The organism is Streptomyces sp. NPDC016845, assembly GCF_044332585.1.
Taxonomy (GTDB): Bacteria; Actinomycetota; Actinomycetes; order Streptomycetales; family Streptomycetaceae; genus Streptomyces.
Genome location: NZ_JBIRPI010000003.1, coordinates 1 through 22,781, shown reverse-complemented (window position 1 = coordinate 22,781; position 22,781 = coordinate 1). Strand labels below are relative to the sequence as shown.

19 protein-coding genes are annotated in these 22,781 nt (G+C 71.8%); 9 read left to right on the top strand and 10 right to left on the bottom strand.

The genetic code is table 11. The features are described from left to right. The first annotated feature begins 6 nt into the window (after nucleotides 1–6). Nucleotides 7–573 carry a DJ-1/PfpI family protein gene (locus tag ACH4RC_RS10460; RefSeq protein WP_398197950.1) on the top strand — a complete coding sequence of 189 codons (567 nt, stop codon included), beginning with the start codon at nucleotides 7–9 and terminating at the stop codon, nucleotides 571–573. A gap of 206 nt (nucleotides 574–779) precedes the next feature. Here the strand turns inward: ACH4RC_RS10460 and ACH4RC_RS10455 are convergent, their stop codons facing one another. Together ACH4RC_RS10455 and ACH4RC_RS10450 are read right to left on the bottom strand one after the other, a co-directional pair. After that, on the bottom strand, nucleotides 780–1,454 hold the full coding sequence (locus ACH4RC_RS10455) for an HAD family hydrolase (RefSeq protein WP_398197948.1): 675 nt from the start codon (nucleotides 1,452–1,454) through the stop codon (nucleotides 780–782). An 85-nt stretch (nucleotides 1,455–1,539) separates the two neighbouring features. Further along, a complete protein-coding gene (locus ACH4RC_RS10450; protein ID WP_398197947.1) occupies nucleotides 1,540–2,055 on the bottom strand; it encodes a DUF6912 family protein in 516 nt (171 codons plus the stop codon). Nucleotides 2,056–2,352: 297 nt separating this feature from the next. Here ACH4RC_RS10450 and ACH4RC_RS10445 point away from each other — a divergent pair, with 297 nt between their 5' ends. After that, nucleotides 2,353–2,778 (top strand): Rv3235 family protein, encoded by a 426-nt coding sequence (locus ACH4RC_RS10445; RefSeq protein WP_398197946.1) that lies wholly within the window; start codon nucleotides 2,353–2,355, stop codon nucleotides 2,776–2,778. Nucleotides 2,779–2,834: 56 nt separating this feature from the next. Here the strand turns inward: ACH4RC_RS10445 and secA are convergent, their stop codons facing one another. After that, nucleotides 2,835–5,645: a preprotein translocase subunit SecA gene (secA, locus tag ACH4RC_RS10440; protein ID WP_398197944.1), complete on the bottom strand. Its 2,811-nt coding sequence runs from the start codon at nucleotides 5,643–5,645 to the stop codon at nucleotides 2,835–2,837. A 197-nt stretch (nucleotides 5,646–5,842) separates the two neighbouring features. Between secA and ACH4RC_RS10435 the strand changes: the two genes are divergently transcribed. Then, complete coding sequence (locus ACH4RC_RS10435) at nucleotides 5,843–6,415, top strand: GNAT family N-acetyltransferase (RefSeq protein ID WP_398197941.1); 573 nt, start codon at nucleotides 5,843–5,845, stop codon at nucleotides 6,413–6,415. 50 nt (nucleotides 6,416–6,465) lie between these two features. After that, complete coding sequence (locus ACH4RC_RS10430; protein ID WP_398197938.1) at nucleotides 6,466–7,629, top strand: winged helix-turn-helix domain-containing protein; 1,164 nt, start codon at nucleotides 6,466–6,468, stop codon at nucleotides 7,627–7,629. Here ACH4RC_RS10430 and ACH4RC_RS10425 read toward each other — a convergent pair. The 7 genes from ACH4RC_RS10425 to mtnA all read right to left on the bottom strand — a co-directional run bounded on the left by ACH4RC_RS10425 (nucleotide 7,626) and on the right by mtnA (nucleotide 16,445). After that, a complete protein-coding gene (locus tag ACH4RC_RS10425; RefSeq protein WP_398197937.1) occupies nucleotides 7,626–8,378 on the bottom strand; it encodes a response regulator in 753 nt (250 codons plus the stop codon). The genes ACH4RC_RS10430 and ACH4RC_RS10425 overlap by 4 nt on opposite strands. 237 nt (nucleotides 8,379–8,615) lie before the next feature. Beyond that, complete coding sequence (gene hpf / locus ACH4RC_RS10420) at nucleotides 8,616–9,317, bottom strand: ribosome hibernation-promoting factor, HPF/YfiA family (protein WP_398197935.1); 702 nt, start codon at nucleotides 9,315–9,317, stop codon at nucleotides 8,616–8,618. 336 nt (nucleotides 9,318–9,653) lie between these two features. Beyond that, nucleotides 9,654–10,466 (bottom strand): ComF family protein, encoded by an 813-nt coding sequence (locus tag ACH4RC_RS10415; protein WP_398197933.1) that lies wholly within the window; start codon nucleotides 10,464–10,466, stop codon nucleotides 9,654–9,656. Nucleotides 10,467–10,568: 102 nt separating this feature from the next. Beyond that, a complete protein-coding gene (locus ACH4RC_RS10410) occupies nucleotides 10,569–12,383 on the bottom strand; it encodes an LpqB family beta-propeller domain-containing protein (protein ID WP_398199133.1) in 1,815 nt (604 codons plus the stop codon). Between the two features lie 28 nt (nucleotides 12,384–12,411). Then, nucleotides 12,412–14,562: an MtrAB system histidine kinase MtrB gene (mtrB, locus tag ACH4RC_RS10405; protein WP_398197931.1), complete on the bottom strand. Its 2,151-nt coding sequence runs from the start codon at nucleotides 14,560–14,562 to the stop codon at nucleotides 12,412–12,414. Between the two features lies 1 nt (nucleotide 14,563). Further along, nucleotides 14,564–15,253, bottom strand: coding sequence for a two-component system response regulator MtrA (mtrA, locus tag ACH4RC_RS10400; RefSeq protein ID WP_199836122.1), 690 nt, complete (start codon nucleotides 15,251–15,253; stop codon nucleotides 14,564–14,566). A gap of 4 nt (nucleotides 15,254–15,257) precedes the next feature. Then, nucleotides 15,258–16,445, bottom strand: a complete 1,188-nt coding sequence (mtnA, locus tag ACH4RC_RS10395; protein ID WP_398197928.1) for an S-methyl-5-thioribose-1-phosphate isomerase — start codon at nucleotides 16,443–16,445, stop codon at nucleotides 15,258–15,260. 140 nt (nucleotides 16,446–16,585) lie between these two features. Between mtnA and ACH4RC_RS10390 the strand changes: the two genes are divergently transcribed. The 5 genes from ACH4RC_RS10390 to ACH4RC_RS10370 all read left to right on the top strand — a co-directional run bounded on the left by ACH4RC_RS10390 (nucleotide 16,586) and on the right by ACH4RC_RS10370 (nucleotide 22,637). Further along, complete coding sequence (locus tag ACH4RC_RS10390; RefSeq protein ID WP_398197926.1) at nucleotides 16,586–17,914, top strand: glycerophosphoryl diester phosphodiesterase membrane domain-containing protein; 1,329 nt, start codon at nucleotides 16,586–16,588, stop codon at nucleotides 17,912–17,914. Between the two features lie 22 nt (nucleotides 17,915–17,936). Continuing rightward, nucleotides 17,937–18,614, top strand: a complete 678-nt coding sequence (locus tag ACH4RC_RS10385; RefSeq protein ID WP_398199131.1) for a DUF4129 domain-containing protein — start codon at nucleotides 17,937–17,939, stop codon at nucleotides 18,612–18,614. Nucleotides 18,615–19,081: 467 nt separating this feature from the next. Next, the gene (locus ACH4RC_RS10380) at nucleotides 19,082–20,314 is read left to right on the top strand and encodes a DUF4350 domain-containing protein (RefSeq protein WP_398199128.1); all 1,233 of its coding nucleotides are present in this window, start codon (nucleotides 19,082–19,084) and stop codon (nucleotides 20,312–20,314) included. Next, nucleotides 20,314–21,303 carry an AAA family ATPase gene (locus tag ACH4RC_RS10375; RefSeq protein ID WP_398199127.1) on the top strand — a complete coding sequence of 330 codons (990 nt, stop codon included), beginning with the start codon at nucleotides 20,314–20,316 and terminating at the stop codon, nucleotides 21,301–21,303. The genes ACH4RC_RS10380 and ACH4RC_RS10375 overlap by 1 nt, the downstream gene beginning before the upstream one ends. Nucleotides 21,304–21,326: 23 nt before the next feature. Further along, complete coding sequence (locus ACH4RC_RS10370) at nucleotides 21,327–22,637, top strand: DUF58 domain-containing protein (RefSeq protein WP_398197923.1); 1,311 nt, start codon at nucleotides 21,327–21,329, stop codon at nucleotides 22,635–22,637. Nucleotides 22,638–22,781: the final 144 nt, after the last annotated feature.

Below are 22,781 nucleotides of genomic sequence, written 5' to 3'. Positions count from 1 at the left end.
TCACCAATGGCACCGAAGGTCCTGATCGTGACCGGCGACGCGGCGGAGTCCCTCGAGGTCCTCTACCCGTACCAGCGGCTGCGCGAAGAGGGCTACGACGTCCGCATCGCGGCCCCCGCCCGCAAACGGCTGCGGTTCGTGGTGCACGACTTCGAGCCCGGGTTCGACACGTACACGGAGAAGCCCGGTTACACCTGGGAGGCCGACCTGTCCTTCGCGGACGTCGAGCCGGGCGAGTACGCGGCCCTCGTGATCCCGGGCGGCCGGGCCCCGGAGTACCTGCGCGGCGACGGCGAACTGCGCAAGATAGTCAAAGCCTTCTTCGACTCCGACAAGCCCATCGCCCAGATCTGCCACGGCCCGCTCCTGACCGCCGCGGTCGACGGCCTGCGGGGCCGCCGCGTGACGGCGTACCCGGCGCTCGAACCCGACATGCAGGCGGCGGGCGCCACGTTCCAGGACGCGGAGGCGGTCGTCGACGGCACGCTCGTCTCCTCCCGCGCCTGGCCGGACCACGCCGCGTGGATGCGGGAGTTCCTCACGGTGCTGCGGGCGAAGGCGCCGCTGGGCTGACGCCCGCGGGGTCACGGCGGGCCGGCTGCCCCGCCGACAGGGCAGCCGACCCCAGCATCGCCCGGTATCCGTGCTCCCTGCATCGGTATGCGGGCGGGACAGGGCTACGCAGGGCGGGGCAGGTATACGCACGGCGGGGCGGACCCGGGACGTCCGTATACCTAGAGCCCCGCGCCCCCTCCGAGGGGGCGCGGCAACGGCACTGGTCAGGCCGCGGCGGCGATCCGTTCCGCCTCGCGCACCGCCTCGGCCAGCGTGTCCACGACGGGCGCCCCCACCCCTTCGAGACCGGCCCGGCTGTGCGAGCCGCCGGTCCAGAGCACCGCGTGCGCGCCCGCGGCGAGCGCGGCGACCGCGTCGTCGGCCGCGTCCCCGATCACCACGGTCCGCTCCGGCGCCACGCCTCGCAGTGCGCGCAGGTGGCGCACCATGTGCTCGGCCTTGCTGCCGCCGGACGGGCCGGTCCGCCCGTCGACCCGCACGAACCGCTCGGCGATGCCCAACTGGCTCACCAGCGGCACCAGTTGCTCGTGCCCGTACAAGCTGAGGATGGACTGACTGCGGCCCGCGTCCTGCCATCCGGCGAGCAGCGGCTCCACCCCTTCCGCGAGCCCGCACGCCACGGAGTGCAGCGCGTAGTGCCGCTGGAACGCGCCGTCCATGAGGACCCACTCGTCGTGGGTGGGCAGCCGCCCCATCAGCCGCTCGTAGAACTTGGGCACCGGCACGGTGTACAGGGCGCGGTACTTCTCCAGCGTGATCGGGGGCAGCCCGATCTCCGCGAAGGCGGCGTTGGTGGCGCGGATGATCGCCTCGTTGTCGTGGAACAGGGTGCCGTTCCAGTCCCAGACGATGTGCGCGGCAGGTATGTGTCTCCCCATCCCTAGAACCTACCCGCCGCGTACGGCGGGGCCCCGGGGCTCAGTCGTCGCGGGCTCAGTCGTCGCGGGTTCAGTCGTCGCGGGCTCAGTCGTCGCGGCCCACGAGGTTCGGGATCTCCTGGGTGGCGAACCACAGCAGCTCGTGGTCCTCGGCCCCGTCGACGGTGAACTGCGCGTCGTCGTCCCCGTGGTCGGCGGCGCCGAGCGCGGCCGCGGCGGCGGTGACGTCCGCCTCGGCGTCGTCGGCGTCCACGTGGACGGCGGCGGCCTTGGCGAGCCGCACGGTCTCGCGGACGGTGACCTCGCCGAGCGAGGCGGGGTCGAGCCCGGTGTCGGGGTCGGTGACGGCGGCCTTGTCCGCCACGTCCACGGCGACGACGACCCGCCGCCGCGCCGCGTCCGGCTCCCCGGCGAGCAGCCGCAGCGAGGCGAGCGCGGCACGGCTCAGGGCCGCGTACTCCAGCTCCTCGATGTCGTCGGAGAGATACCACTCGCGCAGCGCGGGCGTCACGGCATAGGCGGTGAGCGGCGCGGGCCCCAGCTCGCCCGTCCTGTACGCCTCTGCGAGTCGGGGCAGGGACAGAGGTACGTACACGCGCATGGCCGGCCGCTTTCGTCGTCTTGGGGAGGCGTAAGGGCTTCAGGATACGTAAGGGAGTACCCCTTCGGGCTGCGGCCGCCGTCCCCCGCCCACGTCAAGGGCGGTGGACCGGTGTTCCGGACCACCGCAGGCCCGACCGCGCCCACCTGCCGCCGGGTCACCCGGATAGGTGAACTCACCGGCGCCCCCGAGGCCGGCCCCACGCCTCTTGCACGCGTCTCCCCGGGCCCCGTACAAGGTCCCACACGCAGTGTTACCGACCGGTATTGAGCACGCGGAGGCGAAGTGCAGAAAGTGATGTCCAGGCAGGGGCCACGAGGAACGACCCGGCCGCCGTCCCGCCGGGATTCCCGCCGCCCGGCCGTACGCCGCGTCCCGCCGGCGGCCCCGCCGCACCCGACCGAGCTGTTCACGCAGCGCCTGCTGCTGGTCCTGTGCGGGACCAGGCCCCCGCACTGGTTCGCCCGGTACACCGCCGACCGGGCGTACGACGACCTCCTGTGGCTGGTGGCCCGCCGCCCGCTCGGCACCGGCGGCCGGCGCCCGACGATCCACGAGATCGGCTACTTCGAAGCCGCCGCCGACACCTTCGAGGTCTTCGCCCGCATCACCGCTGGCCCCCGGCTGCACGCGCTCGCCTTCCGCATGTACCTGTCGGAGGACCGGCGCTGGCGCGTTACCGCGGTGGAGCTGGGCGGCCGCCCGCCCCGGCAGAGCCGGTGAACGGCGGAGGGGCCGGACACACCGTGCCCGGCCCCTCTTCGCGTCGTCGCCAGACGCTACTTCTTGCGACGGCGGCCCTTCGACTGCTTGCGGCGCTCGGCCCGCGTCAGACCGTCCGCCTCGGAGCGCGTCGGCCCGTCCTCGGTGACGAAGTCACCCTCGTCGACACCGCCCTCGGCGTTCGGCGCCTGGAAGTGCAGGCGGTCCGGCCGCTGCGGGGCGTCGAGGCCCTTGGCGCGGATCTCGGGACGCGAACCGGCCTGCGCCGGGACCGCGTCCTCCTTGTCGAGGGACGTGGCGGCCGCGGCGTCCTCGACGGGGACCTCCTCGACCTGCTGCTCGACCTGGACCTCCAGGTTGAACAGGTAGCCGACGGACTCCTCCTTGATGCCCTCCATCATGGCGGTGAACATGTCGAAGCCCTCGCGCTGGTACTCGACCAGCGGGTCCTTCTGCGCCATGGCGCGCAGGCCGATGCCCTCCTGGAGATAGTCCATCTCGTAGAGGTGCTCGCGCCACTTGCGGTCGAGGACGGAGAGCACGACGCGGCGCTCCAGTTCACGCATGATCTCGGAGCCGAGCTGCTCCTCGCGCTGCTCGTACTGCGCGTGGATGTCGTCCTTGACGGCCTCGGCGATGAACTCGGCGGTCAGACCGGCGCGGTCACCGGCCTCCTCCTCCAGCTCCTCCACCGTGACCTTGATCGGGTAGAGCTGCTTGAAGGCACCCCACAGCCGGTCGAGGTCCCACTCCTCGGCGAAGCCCTCGGCGGTCTCGGCGCCGATGTACTCGTCGATGGTGTCGTCCATGAAGTGGACGACCTGCTCCTGCAGGTCCTCGCCCTCCAGGACACGGCGGCGCTCGCCGTAGATGACCTCGCGCTGACGGTTGAGCACCTCGTCGTACTTGAGCACGTTCTTACGCGTCTCGAAGTTCTGCTGCTCGACCTGCGACTGCGCGGAGGCGATCGCGCGCGTGACCATCTTGTTCTCGATCGGCACGTCGTCCGGCACGTTCGCCATCGACATGACGCGCTCGACCATCTGCGCCTTGAACAGGCGCATCAGGTCGTCACCGAGGGAGAGGTAGAAGCGGGACTCGCCGGGGTCACCCTGACGGCCGGAGCGACCGCGCAGCTGGTTGTCGATACGCCGCGACTCGTGGCGCTCGGTGCCCAGGACGTAGAGCCCGCCGAGCTCCTTGACCTCCTCGAACTCCGCCTTGACGGCCTGCTCGGCCTTCTCCAGGGCGGCGGGCAGGGCCGCGGCCCACTCCTCGACGTGCTCGACGGGGTCGAGGCCCGCCTGGCGCAGCTCGGCCTCGGCGAGGTCGTCCGGGTTGCCGCCGAGCTTGATGTCGGTACCACGGCCGGCCATGTTCGTCGCGACGGTGACGGCGCCCTTGCGGCCCGCCTGGGCAACGATCGTCGCCTCCCGGTCGTGCTGCTTGGCGTTGAGCACCTCGTGCTGCACACCGCGCTTGGAGAGCTGCTGCGAGAGGTACTCGGACTTCTCGACCGACGTCGTACCGACGAGGATCGGCTGGCCCTTCTCGTGCTTCTCCGCGATGTCGTCGACGACCGCGTCGAACTTGGCGACCTCGGTGCGGTAGATCAGGTCGGCCTGATCCTTGCGGACCATCGGCTTGTTCGTCGGGATCGGGACGACGCCGAGCTTGTAGATCTGGTGGAACTCGGCGGCCTCGGTCATCGCCGTACCGGTCATGCCGGAGAGCTTGTCGTAGAGGCGGAAGAAGTTCTGCAGGGTGATCGTGGCGAGCGTCTGGTTCTCGTCCTTGATGTCCACCCCTTCCTTCGCCTCGATCGCCTGGTGCATGCCCTCGTTGTAGCGGCGGCCGGCGAGGATACGGCCGGTGTGCTCGTCGACGATCATGACTTCGCCGTCGATGACGACGTAGTCCTTGTCCTTCTTGAACAGTTCCTTCGCCTTGATGGCGTTGTTCAGGTAACCCACGAGCGGGGTGTTCACCGACTCGTAGAGGTTGTCGATGCCCAGCCAGTCCTCGACCTTGGCGACGCCGGGCTCGTGGATGGCGACGGTGCGCTTCTTCTCGTCGACCTCGTAGTCGCCGGTCTCCTCGATGCCCTTCAGCTGGTTGCCCGGCTCGCCCCTCTTGAGGCGGGTGACGAGCTTGGCGAAGTCGCCGTACCACTTGGTGGCCTGGTCGGCGGGGCCGGAGATGATCAGCGGTGTACGGGCCTCGTCGACGAGGATGGAGTCGACCTCGTCGACCACCGCGAAGTTGTGGCCGCGCTGGACCAGCTCGTCCTGCGACCACGCCATGTTGTCGCGCAGGTAGTCGAAGCCGAACTCATTGTTCGTGCCGTACGTGATGTCGCAGTTGTACTGCTCGCGGCGCTGCGCCGGCGTCATGTTCGCCAGGATGCAGCCGACGCTCAGCCCCAGGAACTTGTGGACGCGGCCCATCATCTCGGAGTCGCGCTCGGCCAGGTAGTCGTTCACCGTGATCAGGTGGACGCCCTTGCCGGACAGCGCGTTCAAGTACGTCGGCAGCGTGCCGACCAGGGTCTTGCCCTCACCGGTCTTCATCTCGGCCACATAGCCGAGGTGGAGCGCGGCGCCGCCCATCAACTGGACGTCGTAGGGGCGCTGGCCGAGGACGCGCCGGGCGGCCTCGCGCACGGTCGCGAACGCCTCGGGCAGCAGGTCGTCGAGGGTCTCGCCGTCCGCGAGCCGCTGCTTGTACTCGTCCGTGAGCGCGCGCAGCTCGGCGTCGGAGAGGCTCTCGAAGTCCTCTTCGATGGAGTTGACCTGGTCCGCGATGCGGTGCAGCTTGCGCAGGATCTTGCCTTCGCCTGCACGCATGATCTTCTGGAGGACGGACACGCGGTTGGTCTCCTTGCCGGTCGGGCCTGGCACGGTCGGTTACTCAAGCGACAGCCTGAGCAACGGCCATCGTATGCGAGGACCCCACCGCGCCGGGAGGTCTGCCATGAGGTCCAACGGACAGGGGCCTCAGAAGGTGCCGCCGCAGCAACCGAAAAGTCATGGCGTCCGCCCTCGGCCCCGAGCAGAATCGGGCGATGGACCCCGTGAGACTGACCACCGCCCGCCTGCATCTGCGTACCTTCGAGCCCGCCGACATCGACGCGGTGTGCGCGGCGGTCCAGGACCCGGAGATCCAGCGCTGGGTGCCGGTTCCCTCGCCCTACGCGCGCGTGGACGCGGAACACTTCGTCCAGCGCGTGGTCGCCGACGGCTGGCGCACCGACACCGAGTACACCTTCGCCGTCCGCGCCGAGGAGGACGGGCCGGTCCTCGGCGCGGTCTCGGTGCACCACCCGCGCGCGGGCACCTGGGAGATCGGCTTCTGGGCGGTCAAGGAGCACCGCGGCCGCGGCTACATGACGGAGGCCACCCTCGCCCTGGCCCGCTGGGCCTTCACCGACCTCGGCTGTACGCGCCTGGAGTGGCGGGCCGAGGTCGGCAACGCGGGCTCGCGCAAGGTCGCCGAGAAAGCCGGCTTCGTCATGGAGGGCACCCTGCGCTCGGGCCTGCTCAACAGGGACGTCGTCCGCGACTGCTGGATAGCCGCGCTGCTCCCCTCCGACCTGGGCCTGCCGTGCCCGGTGCCGTACCTGCCGGCCCCCGCGTGAGGGCCGGCGCGGCCACCTGACTGTCAGTGGCCGGGCCTATCGTTTCCGGCATGACGACCCTGCCGCGTCCGGCCGCCGATCTGTCCGCCGACGAAGCCCGCCGCATCGCGCTGCGCGCCCAGGGCTTCCTCGGCGCCCCGGACCGCAAGGGCGGGGTCCGCGGGGTCCTGCGTCACCTGGGCGCGGTGCAGCTCGACACGATCTCGGTCCTCGCCCGCTCCCACGAGCTGATCCCGTACGCGCGCCTGGGCGCGGTCGGCCGGTCCACGGTCGAGACGGCGTACTGGAGCGACCGGCACGCCTTCGAGTACTGGTCGCACGCGGCCTGCGTCCTGCCGATCGAGGAGTGGCCGCACTTCGCGTTCCGCCGCCGCGCCTACCGCGCCCGTCCGCACTGGCACCACGACCTGCCCGACGGCGCGTACGAGCAGGTCGTCAAGCAGCTGCGCACCGAAGGCCCGCTGACCGCCACGGAGCTGGGCGGCGCGAAGAACAAGGGCGAGTGGTGGGACTGGTCCGAGTCGAAGATCGCCGTCGAGCGCGCGCTGATGTACGGCGAGGTGGTGTGCGTGGAGCGCCGCTCCTGGAAGCGGGTCTACGACCTGGCGGAGCGCGTCGTCCCCGCCGATCTGCTCCATGACGAGCTGGACGACCAGGAGTGCGTGCGCCGTCTGGTCCGGCAGGCGTGCGAGGCGCTCGGCGTCGGCACGCGCGCGGACATCGCCGACTACCACCGCCTCAGGAGCGAGCAGTTCGACGCGGTGATCGCGGACACCGGCCTGGTCCCGGTGACGGTCCAGGGCTGGCCGAAGCCCGCCTGGGCCGATCCGGCGGCCCTGGCGTCGACGCCGCGCGGCCGCCACCGTACGACGCTCCTGTCGCCCTTCGACTCCCTGGTCTGGGAGCGGGCCCGCACGGAGCGGATCTTCGGCTTCACGCACCGCCTGGAGGCGTACGTCCCCAAGCCGAAGCGGGTGCACGGCTACTTCGCGATGCCGGTCCTCGCCGGAGGCCGTCTGGTGGGCCGTGTCGACCCCGCGCGCGAGGGCACCACCCTGGTCGCCAGACAGGTCTCCCTGGACGGCCCGAAGGCGGTCACCGGGGTCGCCGAGGCGCTGCGCGAGGCGGCGAGCTGGGTCGGCTGCGACAGCGTACGGGTGGAGCGCATGGACCACCCCGAGCTGAAGAACGCTCTGGTGGCAGCGCTCGGCTAGCGGATCTCGAGGATCTTCTCGCGCATCGCGTAGACCACGGCCTCCATCCTGGAGTGCAGCTGCAGCTTCTCCAGGATGTTGCGCACATGGTTCTTCACGGTGTTCTCGGAGATGAACAGCTCCTTGGCGATGTCCCGGTTGTTCATGCCGGTCGCGACGAGCTTGAGCACTTCAAGCTCCCGGTCGGTCAGCCGGGGCGCGGGCACGAGCCTGCGCTCGTCGGTGCGCTGGATCATCGATTTGAACTCGGTGAGCAGCTTCGACGCCATCGACGGGCTGATCTGCGACTGCCCGTCCGCGACCGCGCGAATGGCCGTGGCCACCTCGTCGGTGGAGATCTCCTTCAGCAGATAGCCGGTCGCGCCCGCCTTGATCGCGTCATAGAGATCGGCTTCCTCGTCGCTGATCGTCAGCATGATGATCTTCGCGCTCGGCGCCACCTCCTTGATGGAGGTGCACGCCTCGATCCCGCCCCGCTTGGGCATCCGTACGTCCATCAGAACGATGTCCGGCAGCAGGTCGGCCGCCTTGTCCACCGCCTCCGCGCCGTCCCCGGCCTCGCCGACGACCTGGATGTCCTCCTCGGCCGCGAGGACGATCTCGAGGCCGCGCCGGAACAGCGCATGGTCGTCGACCACAAGGACCCGGATGGGCTCCTTGCGCGGGGAGCCCTCGTCCGGTCCCATGCCGGCGCCGTCGTCGGCCGCGCCGGCGTCCTCGCCCCGCATCGGTCCGAAGCTGTCCGCCATCGTTCCTCCCCCTGAAGGCCGTGGCCTGTCTTCTTGTGCCGCGCCAACCCGAGGCGCCGACAAGCCGGTTGACCCGGCCCGGCCATGATTTCATGCTCCGGCGTCCGCGCGACGACGGTGCGCCGCACTGGGGGGTCGCACAAAGGTGCCCCCGGGGGGCGCACGCGCGCTCCAGGGGCACCCGATGAGCGGGTTTTCGGACGACCGTTCCCGGGCGAGCCGTCTGCCCGGGCGGGCTCAGCCGCCGATGGCGTCACCCGCGTCGGCGCTGCTCGTCTCCGCGGCGGTCACCATGGGATCGGTGCTGAGGTGGATGACGCCGTAGTCGTAGGCGTGGCGGCGGTAGACGACGCTCGGTTCCTTGGTCTCGGAGTCGACGAACAGATAGAAGTCGTGCCCGACCAGCTCCATCTCATAGAGCGCCTGGTCGAGCGTCATGGGGGCCGCCACGTGCGTCTTCTCGCGCACGACGAGCGGGCCTTCGCCCTGGACCTCGAGCGACCCCATCTTGGTGGTCGGTACGCCGTCGCCCTCGGTCTCGTCCCGGACGACCGAACCGTCCCCGTTCAGCGTCGCCGCGCCCGGGACGACCTCGGCCACCTCGGCCGCCGAGATCCGCTTGGTGCCACGGCGCGTCGAACGCTTGCCGTGCTCCTTGCGCAGCCGCGCGTCCAGCTTGTCCGTGGCGAGGTCGAGCGCCGCGTACGGGTCGCTCGCCGCGGCTTCGGCCCGGATCACCGGGCCGCGCGTGCGCAGCGTGATCTCCACGCGGTCGCACCGGTCGGCCTGTCGGGGGTTGGGCTCCTTGGACACCTCTACGTCGAGGCTGATCACCTTGCCGTCGAGCTTCTGGATCTTGTCCAGCTTCAGCTTCTCGGCCACGTGCTTGCGGAACCGCTCCGGTACCTCGGTCTTGCGGCCCTTGACGACGATGTCCACGCAGAACTCCGTTCCCGGATCGCTCCGCCTCTGTCGGCGGAACTACTCCCTCTTGCACCAGGCTCCGGCCATATCCGGAGCCTCGGACTCGGTGACTTCCACCTCCTCCTCCCCCGCGGACAAGATCTCCACCCCACCGTTCCGGGTGATTGCGGAATCCTTGTGCAAACCCACGGGACGGCAATCCGATATGCGAGGCACGGAGGCTGTCTTTCTCGCCAAGTTCCTCACATCCGAACATATCTCGCCCGGACGGATGTCGTCACCCTCTACTGACGCGTACCTCCATTCAGTGGAAATAACCCTGTCACGACCTGCAATGACGCAGATTCTCGGTCACTTCCGGTTTATTTCGAAGGAATCCGGAGAGGCGGCGATCACCGCCCCCAGGACCTCGTCCGGCCCCGCCATTCGAGAACCTGTCGCGCGGCGTTCCCGTGCGTCTCCGACCTCCTCGTTACCCGATACCGGATGCGACAACGCACGTAAGGCACGGCTCGCCTCGGACAAGGACGCGCCGGTCGTCATGAGGTCGTCGACCACCACGATCCGGCCAACTTCGCGCACGAGCCCGCCGGCCCCGGCCGCCACTTCCAGCGCACCGGTCACGTTCACGAGCCGCTCCCGGGCGTCGAGCCCCGCCTGGTCGGCCATCGCACGCCGCTGCCGCAGCACGGCAAGGACCCTGGCCGAGACTCCGGCCCGCCGCAGCTCGGCCGCCGCGGCATACGCGATGCGCCGCATGGGGTCGTGCCCACGGGCCCGTACGGCGCGCGCGGCGGAGGGCACGGGGACGAGCCCGACGGTGCCCGGGCAAGGCTGCGGGACAACCGCCGTCAGCCTCTGCGGGGCCGGACCGGACAACCCCCGCCGGACCGCGCCCGCGAGAGCCAGCCCGAGCGGCCCGGCGAGCCCCAGCGCCCCGCGCTCCTTGTGGGCGAGCAGCACGGCCCGCACGGCGTCCTGGTACGGCGCGGCCGCGTACACCACAGGCAGACCGGGCGGCTCAGCGCGCGGCCGCACCCGCCCGGGCACAGCACCGCACAACGCCGCCGAGCACCGCGCGCACAGCGACGTACGAGACCTGCCGCAGCCCGCGCACAGAGCCGGCAGCACCAGATCGGAGAGGTCCTGCCACCACCCCCGCATACCCCCACTCTGCCAACCGGCCCAGCCCACCACCAGCCCTGTGGACAACGGCCTGTGGACAACCGGCCCGGTCCGACAGGGAGCCCCCGCGGGCCCCACCGGCTACCCGGGGTAGACCGGCGCCGTCCCGTCCTTGAGCACCGACTGCCATGCCGCCCCCGGCGGCAGCCGGACGATCCCGTCGTCCGAGTGGGCGAGCAGCGGCAGGCGGTCGTCCTCGGAGGCCGCGATCTCGCTGACGCGGGTCAGGCCGGGCAGCGCCTGGCCCGTCGGGGTCGAGCCGTCGCACTGCACGTACCGCATCTGCTGCAGCTCACCGGCCTCCCGGCCGACGACCAGGAGCCGGCTGCTGCCCGCCCATGACACGGCGGTGACGTCCTCCATCTCCGGCGCGGCGATGCGCAGATCGGCGACGGAGAACTCGACGCCCCCGTCCCCGTCGGACCGCCGTTCGACGCGCCCGATCCGCAAGGAGGTCGCGCCCTTCTGCTTCACGACGAGCGCGATCCGCGCACCGTCGGCGGACGCCTTCACCGCCTCGATCCGGGCGCCGTCGGCGAGCCCCTCCGTCGAGACCTCCTGCATCTTGTCGCCGAGGCCCTGCCCGAACACGAGCAGTCGCGCGTTGTCCGGGTCCCGGTCGGCCACCCACAGGTCGCCGCGCCCGTCCCAACTGGGCTTCGACAGGCCGTCCTTCACCGAAGCGGCATGGCTGCGCACCAGCGCGTCCCCGAGCGAGGCGCTGGAGACGAACGAGGCCACGTACAGCGACCGCCCGTCGCCCGACACGCCCGCGCCGCGCTCCTGGTCCCGGGAGACCGCCACGGACTGCAGCGGCTGCACACCCTCGCCCAGCGGGCCCGGCACCCGCGCGGGCTCCCGGTCGGAGCTGCTGCTGCCCGCCATGCGGACGAGCCGCCCCTTGCCGTCCAGGAAGTACTGGTTGTCCATGACGGGGGAGCGCCGGGGCGCCACGAAGGCGTCCGCCTCCGACTCGTTCAGCGCGCACATGAACCGGCCGTCCGCGCGCTTCAGCTCGACCTCGCCCACGCTCGACGACGACAAGTCCCGCAGGGAGTAGAGGAGTTGCGCCGCCATCTCCTTGCACTTGGTCGGCGTGACCGCCTCGGCCTGCGTGTTCAGCGGCACGGTCAGCTTGTTCGCGTCGTCCGCCGTCAGCGACTCGACGCCCTTCTTGAGGCCCGCCCCCGTCGGGAACGCCGTCCGCACCGCGGGGTTCAGCCACCGCGTCGGCCCGGCGAGGACCTCCTTGACCGTCTCGGTCAGCGGATCCGTCCACTGCCGTACGAACACGGGATCGGCGACGAGCTGCTTCCGCGGCGCCGCGTCATCGGAGACCGAATCCACGGCGTAGTAGTACTTGTTGACGGACTGGTAGACGCGCTGGAAGTCGGACTCCCCGAGCACGACCCCGGTCGGCAGGTCGTCGATCCGCCACTGCTTGCCCTTGGCGGTCTTGACCAGGGACAGGTGCAGACTCTGCCCGTACTCGCCGGAGTCCGGCTGGTAGGCCTGCTGCTTGTCGACCGTCGCGACCCGCTGGCCGGTCAGCCGGAACGTCTGCCCCTCGTCGCCCCCGTCCTGCTGACTGGCGGGCCGCGCGCTCGGTCCGTCCGCGAGCACGACGGTCTCCTGCCCCGGCCGCCAGTCCTTCGCCGCTTTCGGCGTCAGATACTTGCGCGCCATCGCGTACGAGGGATCATCACTGGTCAGCGCCTCAAGAAAGCCGTCGACGACGCTGTTCGGGCTGGCCCCGTCCCGCGGCGGCAACGCGAACACGCGCACCTGCGAGTCCGGCCGCTGCGACGCCTCCACGGACTCGAGCCCGCCCTTGTCCGGCATGGACGCGCACCCGGCGAGCACCATCCCGCACCCGACGAGCGCGCCCGCCCGCATGCCACGCCTCCGGCCCGGCCCCCGCACCTCACGCACGCCCACCGTCGCCCCCTTCGCCACGCTCGCCCGGCCTCGCCGCACCGTCCCGCCGCCCGCTAACCGACACGTCGTCCGGCGGCGCACCGAGACGCGAAGGCGCCGCAGGCCGGGTCGGCCCGGGTCCCACACGATCATCCGGCTGCCGCGGCACGCCCGGCGCGCCGTCACCGTTGTTCACGCCCCCGCGGGGCACCACCCGCGCACCGCTCCCCGGCAGCGCCGTCGGGTCGGCGGGCACCGCGGCCTGCGGGAAACGCGACGCCATCTGCGTCTGCATCTGCCCCGCCGCCGGTGCGGCCGACGAGGTCTGCGCCGGCACCGTCGCCAGCTTGCGGCCCGCGTCCGACGACTCCGCGTCGCCCGGCGCACGGCCGCGCCGCGAGTCCTCCGGCTCCAGCGGAATCGGCGACCCGCGCAGCGGCTCGTCCGCCGTCCGCGGCAGGGTCAGCCGGAACTGCGACCCGCCGCCCGGCTCGCCCCACGCCTGCAGCCAGCCACCGTGCAGCCGCGCGTCCTCCAGGGCGATCGACAGGCCGAGGCCCGTACCGCCCGTCGTACGCGCGCGTGCCGGGTCGGCCCGCCAGAACCGGCTGAACACACGTGTCGCCTCGCCCGGCTTGAGCCCGACCCCGTAATCGCGCACCGCCACGGCGACCGCGCCGCCCGCGGCGGCGAGCCGCACCACGACGTCCTTGCCCTCACCGTGCTCCACGGCGTTGACGACCAGGTTGCGCAGGACGCGCTCCACCCGGCGCGCGTCCGCCTCGGCCACCACCGGCAGCTCGTCGCCGACGACGCGTATGTGCGTGCCCTTGCGCTCGGCCAGCGGCTCGGCGCCGCCGACGACCCGGCGCACGACCTCCCGCAGATCTATCGGCTCCGCCTCGAGCGCCGCCGCCCCGGCGTCGAACCGGCTGATCTCCAGCAGATCCGCGAGGAGCGACTCGAACCGGTCCAGCTGGTCGGCGAGCAGCTCCGCGGAGCGCGCGGTCACCGGATCGAAGTCGACCCGCGCCTCATGGATGACATCGGCGGCCATCCGTACGGTCGTCAGCGGCGTGCGCAGCTCATGGCTCACGTCGGAGACGAACCGCCGCTGCATCCGCGACAGGTCCTCGAGCTGCTGGATCTTCAGATGGAGGTTCTGCGCCATCTTGTTGAAGGCTTCGCCGAGGCGCGCGATGTCGTCCTCACCGGTCACCTTCATACGTTCCTGGAGGCGGCCCGCGGAGAGCCGCTCGGCCACTCCGGCCGCCATCCGCACGGGCGTGACGACCTGGCGCACGACGAGCCAGGCGATGGCCCCGAGCAGCACGACCACGAACAGCCCCGCCGTCGCGAGGGTGCCCTTCACGAGGCCGAGGGACTTCTCCTCCTGGGTCAGCGGGAAGAGGTAGTACAGCTGGTAGGCGTTCCCCTGCGGATCGGCCAGCCGCTTGCCGATGACGAGGGCGGGCTGCGAGTCGCCGTCCCGGTAGATGATGCGGGTGTACTCCTGCGACGCGCCGGTCATGCGGTCGACCCGCGCGCGCAGGTCGTCGGGCACGCTGCGGTCCGGCTCCACGTCACCGGAGGCGCGCGGCCCACGACCGCTTCCGCTGCCGCTGCCCGCGTCGTCGGGACTGAGCGTCACCACGTCGTAGGCGCCCTTGCCGCCACTGGAGAGCTGGGTGACAAGGTCGCTCAGCCAGACGTTCGGGTTGAGCGTGGTGCGGCTGTCGGTGGCCGCACCGTCCCGGACCCCGGTGGCCGCCGTGTCCGCCCGGTCCTTGGCCGCGCGGAAGCCGCCCTCGGCCTGGCTCTGCGACGCCTTGACCTTGGCGTCCAGGAGACCGTTGCGCACCGAGCCGATGACGACGATGCCGAGCAGCAGCACGACACCGAGCGACATCAGCAGCGTCGTGACGACCACCTTCAGCTGGATGTTGCGCCGCCACAGCCGCATCGCGGGCAGCAGCGGCCGCCGCACCCAGCGGGTGAACAGACGCAGCACCGGGCTGCCGTTCATCCCGCCCTGGAGCAGCAGCCCGCCGTCCATGACGCGGCGCAGCCGGGAGCCGCGCCCGGCCGCGGGTCCCACAGGCCGCTCCGGACGGTTCCCCGGCTTGCCGGGCGCCGAAGCGGCACTGTTCCGGGACATGTCAGCTCGGTCCGGCCTTGTAACCGACGCCACGGACGGTCACCACGATCTCCGGCCGCTCGGGATCCTTCTCGACCTTCGAACGCAGCCGCTGAACATGCACGTTGACCAGGCGGGTGTCCGCCGCGTGCCGGTAGCCCCAGACCTGCTCGAGGAGCACCTCACGCGTGAAGACCTGCCAGGGCTTGCGCGCGAGAGCGACCAGCAGGTCGAACTCCAGCGGCGTCAGCGCGATCGACTGCCCGTCCCGCTTGACCGAGTGCCCGGCCACATCGATGACCAGGTCACCTATGGCCAGCTGCTCGGGCGCGGGCTCCTCAGACCTCCGCAGCCGTGCCCGGATACGGGCCACGAGCTCCTTCGGCTTGAACGGCTTCACGATGTAGTCGTCCGCGCCCGACTCCAGACCCACGACGACATCGACGGTGTCGCTCTTGGCCGTGAGCATCACGATCGGAACCCCGGACTCCGCCCTGATCAGGCGGCAGACCTCGATGCCGTCCCGACCGGGCAGCATCAGGTCCAGGAGGACCAGATCGGGCTTGGTCTCACGGAAAGCGGCCAGCGCCTTGTCGCCGTCGGCTACGAACGACGGCTCAAAACCTTCACCACGCAGCACAATGCCGAGCATCTCGGCCAGTGCGGTGTCGTCGTCGACGACAAGGACTCGTCCCTTCATGGACCACATCATCCCATTAGCTCATCGTTACCTGGCGTGACCTGGAACACAGGTCCTCCAGACTCCCACCCGTCACAGGGGAAACAACGCCCCACTCTGTGACGATCGCCGTCACCAGCTCCGGCGGCGTCACGTCGAACGCAGGGTTGTACGCCTGCGTTCCCAGCGGTGCCACCGGAATTCCGCCACCGGCCTCCATCCCGGCCACCGGCGCCTGCGGCGCCGTGACCTCTGTCACTTCATGCCCGGCCCGCTGCTCCACCTCGATGGACGCACCGTCCGGAGTCCGTAGATCCACCGTCGTCACCGGCGCCACCACGATGAACGGCACGTGGTGATATCGAGCCAGTACGGCGAGCGGATAGCTCCCCACCTTGTTGGCCACCGAACCGTCCGCGGCGATCCGGTCCGCCCCGATCAGCACAGCGTCCACCTCGCCCGCGGCGAACAGCGACCCCGCCGCATTGTCCGTGAGCAATGTGTACGCCATGCCGTTGCGAGCCGCCTCGTACGCCGTGAGCCGCGCGCCCTGCAGCAGCGGACGCGTCTCGTCCACCCAGAGCCGGCGCAGCCGCCCCGCCCGGTGCGCGGCGAGCGCCACGGCGAACGCGGTGCCCTCCCCGCCGGACACCAGCGCCCCCGTGTTGCAATGCGTCAGCACCCGGTGGTTGCCGCCGGGCAGCAGCTCGTCGAGCAGCCGCAGCCCGTGCTCGGCCATCTTTCCGCTGGCCTCGGCGTCCTCCTGGTGCAGTGCCCGCGCGGCGGCGAGCGCGGCCGCGGCGGCCCGCTCATGTACGGCGCCGCCTCCGCCCGAGCCGTTCCCCACGGCGGCGCGGTACGCCTCCTGGGCCCGGCGCACGCCGTACGCCAGGTTGACCGCGGTGGGCCGCGCCCCCGCCAGCGCGTCCGCCGCGTCCTGCACGTCGAACCCGCGGGCCGCCGCGAGCGCCACCCCGTACGCCCCGGCGATGCCGAGCAGCGGAGCACCGCGCACGGACAGGGAGCGGATCGCCTGCACCAGACCCTGTGGGTCGGTGCACACCAGCTCGATCTCCTCGGCCGGCAACCGGGTCTGGTCGAGCAGGACCAGAACAGGCCCCTCGGCCGGTTCCTCCCACCGGATCGCCGGTATGTCGATGGTCTTGGGCTGTATGTCCTCGCTGGGCCGTATGTCCCCGCCGGATTGCGCGTACTGATCAGCCATCTGCCCAGTCTGCCCCGGACAGGGCCGACAATTGAAGGTGTCCAGCCCCTACGGGCCCAGGTCACCTGGCGCCCGCCCCATGGCACGATGGCAGCCAACCTGCCGCCGCGAACGCGGACGGGCACCGTGAAGGAGCGACGATGAACGACACTCCGGGCTGGGCATCGCCCGGGTCCGCCCCCTCCGACGGCCCTGGCGACCACCGCCAGGACGGTCCGAGCGGCGACGAGCAGGGCGCCGGTCCGCAGGACTCCGCGGGCCAGGGCCCGCAGTGGTCCAAGGAGCAGCCGCCGCCCGCCCAGTGGTCCGCCCCCTCCGGCCCGCCCGCATCCGGTCCGGGCCAGCCACCGCCACCTCCGGCCCCCGGCCAGGGACAGGGCTGGGGCGGTCAGAACTGGGGCGGCGGCCAAGGCTGGGGTGGCGGCCAGGGCGGCTACGGCGGCCCCGGCCCATGGGGGCACGGCGGCTACGGCGGCCCGCCCCCCGCCGCCAAGCCCGGCGTCATCCCGCTGCGCCCGCTCGGCGTCGGTGAGATCCTCGACGGCGCGGTGTCGACCATGCGTGCGCACTGGCGCACCGTCCTCGGTATCGCGCTCACCGTCGCCGTGGTCACCGAGGTCCTCGTCGTCCTCCTCCAGGGCTTCGCCCTCAACGGCGCGACCACCGACGTCCTCGACGATCCGAACGCCAGCGCCGGCGAGCTCACGCGCGCGCTGGGCGAGCTCCTGGGCGGCCTGGGCGTGGTCCTCGTGATCACGCTCCTCGGCACGATCGTCGCGACGGCCCTGCTCACCACGGTCACCAGCCGCGCCGTACTCGGTACGTCGGTCACCATCAAAGAGGCCTGGCGCGATGCCCGCCCGCAGGTCTTCCGGCTCCTCGGCCTGACCCTGCTGCTGCCGCTGATCTGCGCCGCGGTCGTGTTCGTCGGCACGCTCCCCGGCATCCTCGTCGCCGTGCTCGGCTCGACCGACGGCGGAATCGCCCTCGCCGTCATCGGCGGCATCGCCGGGTTCGTCGTCGCGTTCTGGCTGATGGTCCGCTTCTCCCTCGCCTCGCCCGCGCTGATGCTGGAGAAGCAGACCGTCCGCAAGGCCATGAGCCGCTCCGCCAAGCTCGTCCGGGGCTCGTGGTGGCGGGTCTTCGGCATCCAGCTCCTGGCCACGATCATCACCCAGGTCGTCGCGTCGATCATCCTGGTGCCCTTCAGCATCGTCGCCGGCATCGTCGGCGGCGACGGCGTGGCCGGCTTCCTCGAGACCAGCGGCGACGTCGGCTGGGCCTTCCTGATCATCAGCGGCATCGGCTCGGTCGTCGGCTCCACCATCACCTTCCCGATCACCGCGGGCGTCACCGTGCTGCTCTACATAGACCAGCGCATCCGCCGCGAGGCCCTCGACCTCGAACTCGGCCGCGCCGCCGGTCTGCACGGCTACGGGGAGACCCCTGGCGCCACCCCGGGGAGCTGATGGGGTGAGCGTGCACGGGGGGATGCTCACGGCCGCGGCCCGGCTCACACGCGCCGGCGGCGACGAGCCACCGGTGACGATCTCGCGCGATCCCGCGCGGGAGGCGGCCGAGCGGGAGCTGTCCAAGCCCGCGTACCACGAGAACGACCCGAGCTGGTTCATGCGCGCCCTGAACAAGTTCTGGGACTGGGTCGACGAACTCTTCTCCGCCGCGTCCGGCGCCGCCCCGGGCGGCACGCTCGGCCTGATCGTCATCATCCTGGCCGTCCTCGCCCTGGGCCTGCTCCTGTGGTGGCGCCTAGGCACCCCGCGCCGCTCCCCCGCCTCCTCGCAGGCGCCGCTCTTCGACGACCGCCCGCGCAGCGCCGCCGAACACCGCGCGGCCGCCGACGCCCATGCCGCCCAGGGCCACTGGAACCAGGCCGTCCAAGAACGCATGCGCGCCCTCGTCCGCTCCCTGGAGGAACGCGCCCTCCTGGACCCCCGCCCCGGCCGCACCGCCGACGAGGCGGCCACCGAAGCCGCACGCCCGTTCCCCGCCCACGCGGACGCCCTCCACCAGGCGGCCCGCACCTTCGACGACATCGCGTACGGCGGCCGCACGGCGACCCAAGCCACGTACAACACCCTCACCACCCTGGACACCGAGCTCCACCACACCACCCCGTCCCTGCCGTCCCCCGCAGGAGCCCTCCGGTGACAAACACCCCGCACTCCAACACCGGGGACGACAACGAAGGCGCTCACCCCGCCGCCAACACGGGCCCGGGTGCCGGCACGGGTCCGGATACTGACACGGGTCCGGGTGCCGGCACGGGTCCGGATACTGACACGGGTCCGGGTGCCGGCTCGGGCCCTGACACGGGCACGGGTCCGAGCACGGGTACCGGCACGGGCACGGGTCCGAGCACGGGTACCGGCACGGGCACGGGCTCGGGCCCTGACACGAGCACCAGCACGAGCACGGATACCAGCACGGGTCCAGACCCCAGCACCGAACACAACCCGGGCGCTGTCCGAAGCACCAGCCACCGGAGCGGCCAAAACCCCGCCCCCACCGCCCGCATCACTCACACCGCCCGCACCGCTGACACCGCTGACACCGCTGACACCGCGACGACGCTCACGGCGCCCCCGCCACCCGCGCCGAACACCCCCTCCGACGGCATTTCCGACGGCATTTCCGACGGGACCTCCGACGGCACCTCCGACGGCACTCACAAAGGCACCTCCACAACGCCCACCCCCCGCCAAATCTGGACCCGCACGCGCGGCATCGCCCTCGCCCTCGCCCTCCTCCTGGTCGCCGGCGTGGCCATCGCGGCGGTCCGGTCCAACGAGAAGCACGGCACGCTCGACCCCCGCTCCGCCGACCAGTACGGCAGCCGGGCCGTCGCCGAACTCCTCGCCGCCCGGGGCGTCGACACCCGCGTGGTCACCACGACCGCCGAGGCCCGCGCCGCGACCGACCGCGACACCACCCTCCTCGTGGCCGCCCCCGACCTGCTCACCCGGCACCAGCAGGACCAACTGCAGGCTGCGACCGCGGACTCCGGCGGCCGCACCCTCCTCGTGGCCCCCGGCCCCGCCTCCGCCGAGCACCTCGCCCCCGGCGTCGCCGTCGACTCCACGCCCAGCATCGACACGACCCTCGCCCCGGACTGCCTGCTGCCCGCGGCCCGCCGCGCCGGCACCGCGGACACCGGCGGCTACCGCTACGACACCACGCTCACCGGCGCGGACGCCTGTTACCCCAGCGACGGCGCCCCCACGCTCCTGCGCACCCCCGCGACCACCGGCGACGGCGACACCGTCGTCCTCGGCTCCCCCGACATCCTGTTCAACGACCGCCTCGACGAACACGGCAACGCCTCGCTCGCCCTGCAACTCCTCGGTACCCGCCCCCATGTGGTCTGGTACCTCCCCTCCCTCTCCGACGAAGCCGCGTCAGCGAACGACGCGAACGACCGCGGCTTCTTCGACCTGATCCCCTCGGGCTGGCTCTGGGGCACCCTGCAACTCTTCGTCGCGGCAGCCCTCGCCGCCCTGTGGCGCGCACGCCGCCTCGGCCCCCTGGTCCCCGAACGACTCCCCGTCGCGATCCGCGCCTCCGAGACCGTCGAAGGCCGCGCCCGCCTCTACCGCAAGGCGAACGCCCGCGACCGCGCCGCCACAGCCCTGCGTATCTCCACCCGCACCACGCTGGCCCCCCTCATCGGCGTCCCCCCGTCCCAGGCCCACACGCCCGAGACCTTCCTTCCCGCCCTGGCGCGTCAACTCCCGACGCCGAACCAGGACTTGCACACCCTCCTCTTCGGCCCCCCGCCGGCCACCGACGCAGCGCTCATCGCACTCGCCGACCACCTCGACGCCCTCAAAAGAGAGGTACGCCATTCATGATGGACCCGACCACTGACAACGCCGGGCCCACGACCGATCCCCGCAGCTCAAGGGCGTCCCTGGAAGCCCTGCGCACGGAGATCGCGAAGGCCGTGGTCGGCCAGGACCCCACCGTCACGGGCCTGGTCGTGGCCCTGCTCTGCCGCGGCCACGTCCTCCTCGAAGGCGTCCCCGGCGTGGCGAAGACCCTCCTCGTACGAGCCCTCGCCGCATCCCTCGAACTCGACACCAAACGCGTCCAGTTCACCCCGGACCTGATGCCCAGCGACATCACGGGCTCCCTCGTCTACGACACCCACACCTCCCGCTTCTCCTTCCAGCCAGGCCCGGCTTTCACCAACCTCCTCCTCGCGGACGAGATCAACCGGACCCCGCCCAAGACCCAGTCCTCCCTCCTGGAGGCCATGGAGGAGCGCCAGATCACGGTCGACGGCACCCCGCGCCCCCTCCCCGACCCGTTCATGGTCATCGCGACCCAGAACCCGGTCGAGTACGAGGGCACGTACCCCCTTCCCGAGGCCCAACTGGACCGCTTCCTCCTCAAGCTGAACGTTCCTCTTCCCACTCGCCAGGACGAGATCGACGTCCTGAACCGCCACGCCGCCGGCTTCAACCCCCGCGACCTCCAGGCGGCGGGCATCCGCCCGGTGGCCACGGCGGCCGACCTGGATACGGCCCGCGCCGCCGTCGCGAAGACCACGGTCTCCCCCGAGATCACGGCCTACGTCGTCGACATCTGCCGCGCCACCCGCGAGTCCCCGTCGCTTACCCTCGGCGTCTCCCCGCGAGGCGCCACGGCCCTGCTCGCGACGGCCCGCGCCTGGGCCTGGCTGACCGGCCGCGACTACGTCACCCCTGACGACGTCAAGGCCCTCGCCCTCCCCACCCTCCGCCACCGCGTGCAACTGCGCCCGGAGGCGGAGATGGAAGGCGTGACCACGGACTCGGTCATCAACGCCCTCCTCACCCACGTCCCCGTCCCCCGCTGACCGAGGCCGGAGACGACCACGACATGGCCCTCACCGGACGCACGGCCCTGCTCGCCGCCCTGGGCTCCCTTCCCGTCGGTATCTGGGAGCCCAGCTGGACGGGCATCCTCGCCGTCAACGCCCCCCTGGTCCTCGCCTGCGCCTGCGACTTCGCCCTGGCGGCCCCCGTACGCCGCCTGCGCCTCACCCGCTCCGGCGACACCTCCGTACGCCTCGGGGACCCGGCCGACGTCACCCTGACGATCACCAACCCCTCGCGTCGCCCTCTGCGCGCCCGACTCCGCGACGCCTGGCCGCCCAGCACCTGGCGTCAGGGCACGGAACACGACGCGTCCCGCCACCACGTGACGATCCCCGCGGGCGAACGCCGCCGCGTCACCACCCGCCTCCTCCCCACCCGACGAGGCGACCGCCAAGCGGACCGCGTGACCGTGCGCTCCTACGGCCCTCTCGGCCTGTTCACCCGCCAGGGCACCCACGTCGTCCCGTGGACGGTCCGCGTCCTTCCCCCGTTCCACAGCCGCAAGCACCTGCCGTCCAAACTGGCCCGCCTGCGCGAGCTCGACGGTCGCACCAGCGTCCTGACCAGGGGCGAGGGCACAGAGTTCGACAGCCTGCGCGAGTACGTTCCCGGGGACGACACCCGCTCGATCGACTGGCGCGCCACAGCCCGCCAGTCCGCGGTGGCCGTCCGCACCTGGCGCCCCGAACGCGACCGACACATCCTGCTGGTCCTCGACACGGGCCGCACCTCGGCAGGCCGCGTCGGTGACGCACCGCGCCTCGACGCCTCCATGGACGCGGCTCTCCTGCTCGGCGCCCTGGCCTCCCGCGCCGGCGACCGTGTCGACCTCCTCGCCTACGACCGCCGCACCCGCGCCCTGGTCCAGGGCCGCACAGCCGGCGAAGTCCTCCCCGCACTGGTCAACGCCATGGCCCCCCTGGAGCCCGAGCTCGTCGAGACGGACGCCCGCGGCCTGACCGCCACGGCCGTGCACACAGCGCCCCGCCGCTCCCTCATCGTCCTTCTTACGTCCCTGGAGGCGGCCCCCGTCGAGGAAGGCCTGCTCCCGGTCCTCGCCCGCCTGACGAAGCGCCACACGGTGATCGTGGCATCCGTCGCCGACCCGGCGATCGAGACGATGGCCGCGTCCCGTGGCACCACGGAGGCCGTCTACAACGCGGCCTCGGCGGCACAGGCCAAGGCCGAACGCCTCCGCACCGCGGAAAAGCTCACGCGTCACGGCGTCACAGTCGTGGACGCGACCCCGTCGGAACTGGCCCCCGCTCTCGCGGACGCCTATCTGTCGTTGAAGGCGGCCGGCCGCCTCTGAGAAAAGGGGCGGCGGGCCTGGTGGGGCGGGGCGTCACCATAAACGCAAGTGAACGCAGAAAAGCCCCGTGCCATATGGCACGGGGCTTTTCTCTACAATGAGTTCGGCGGCGTCCTACTCTCCCACAGGGTCCCCCCTGCAGTA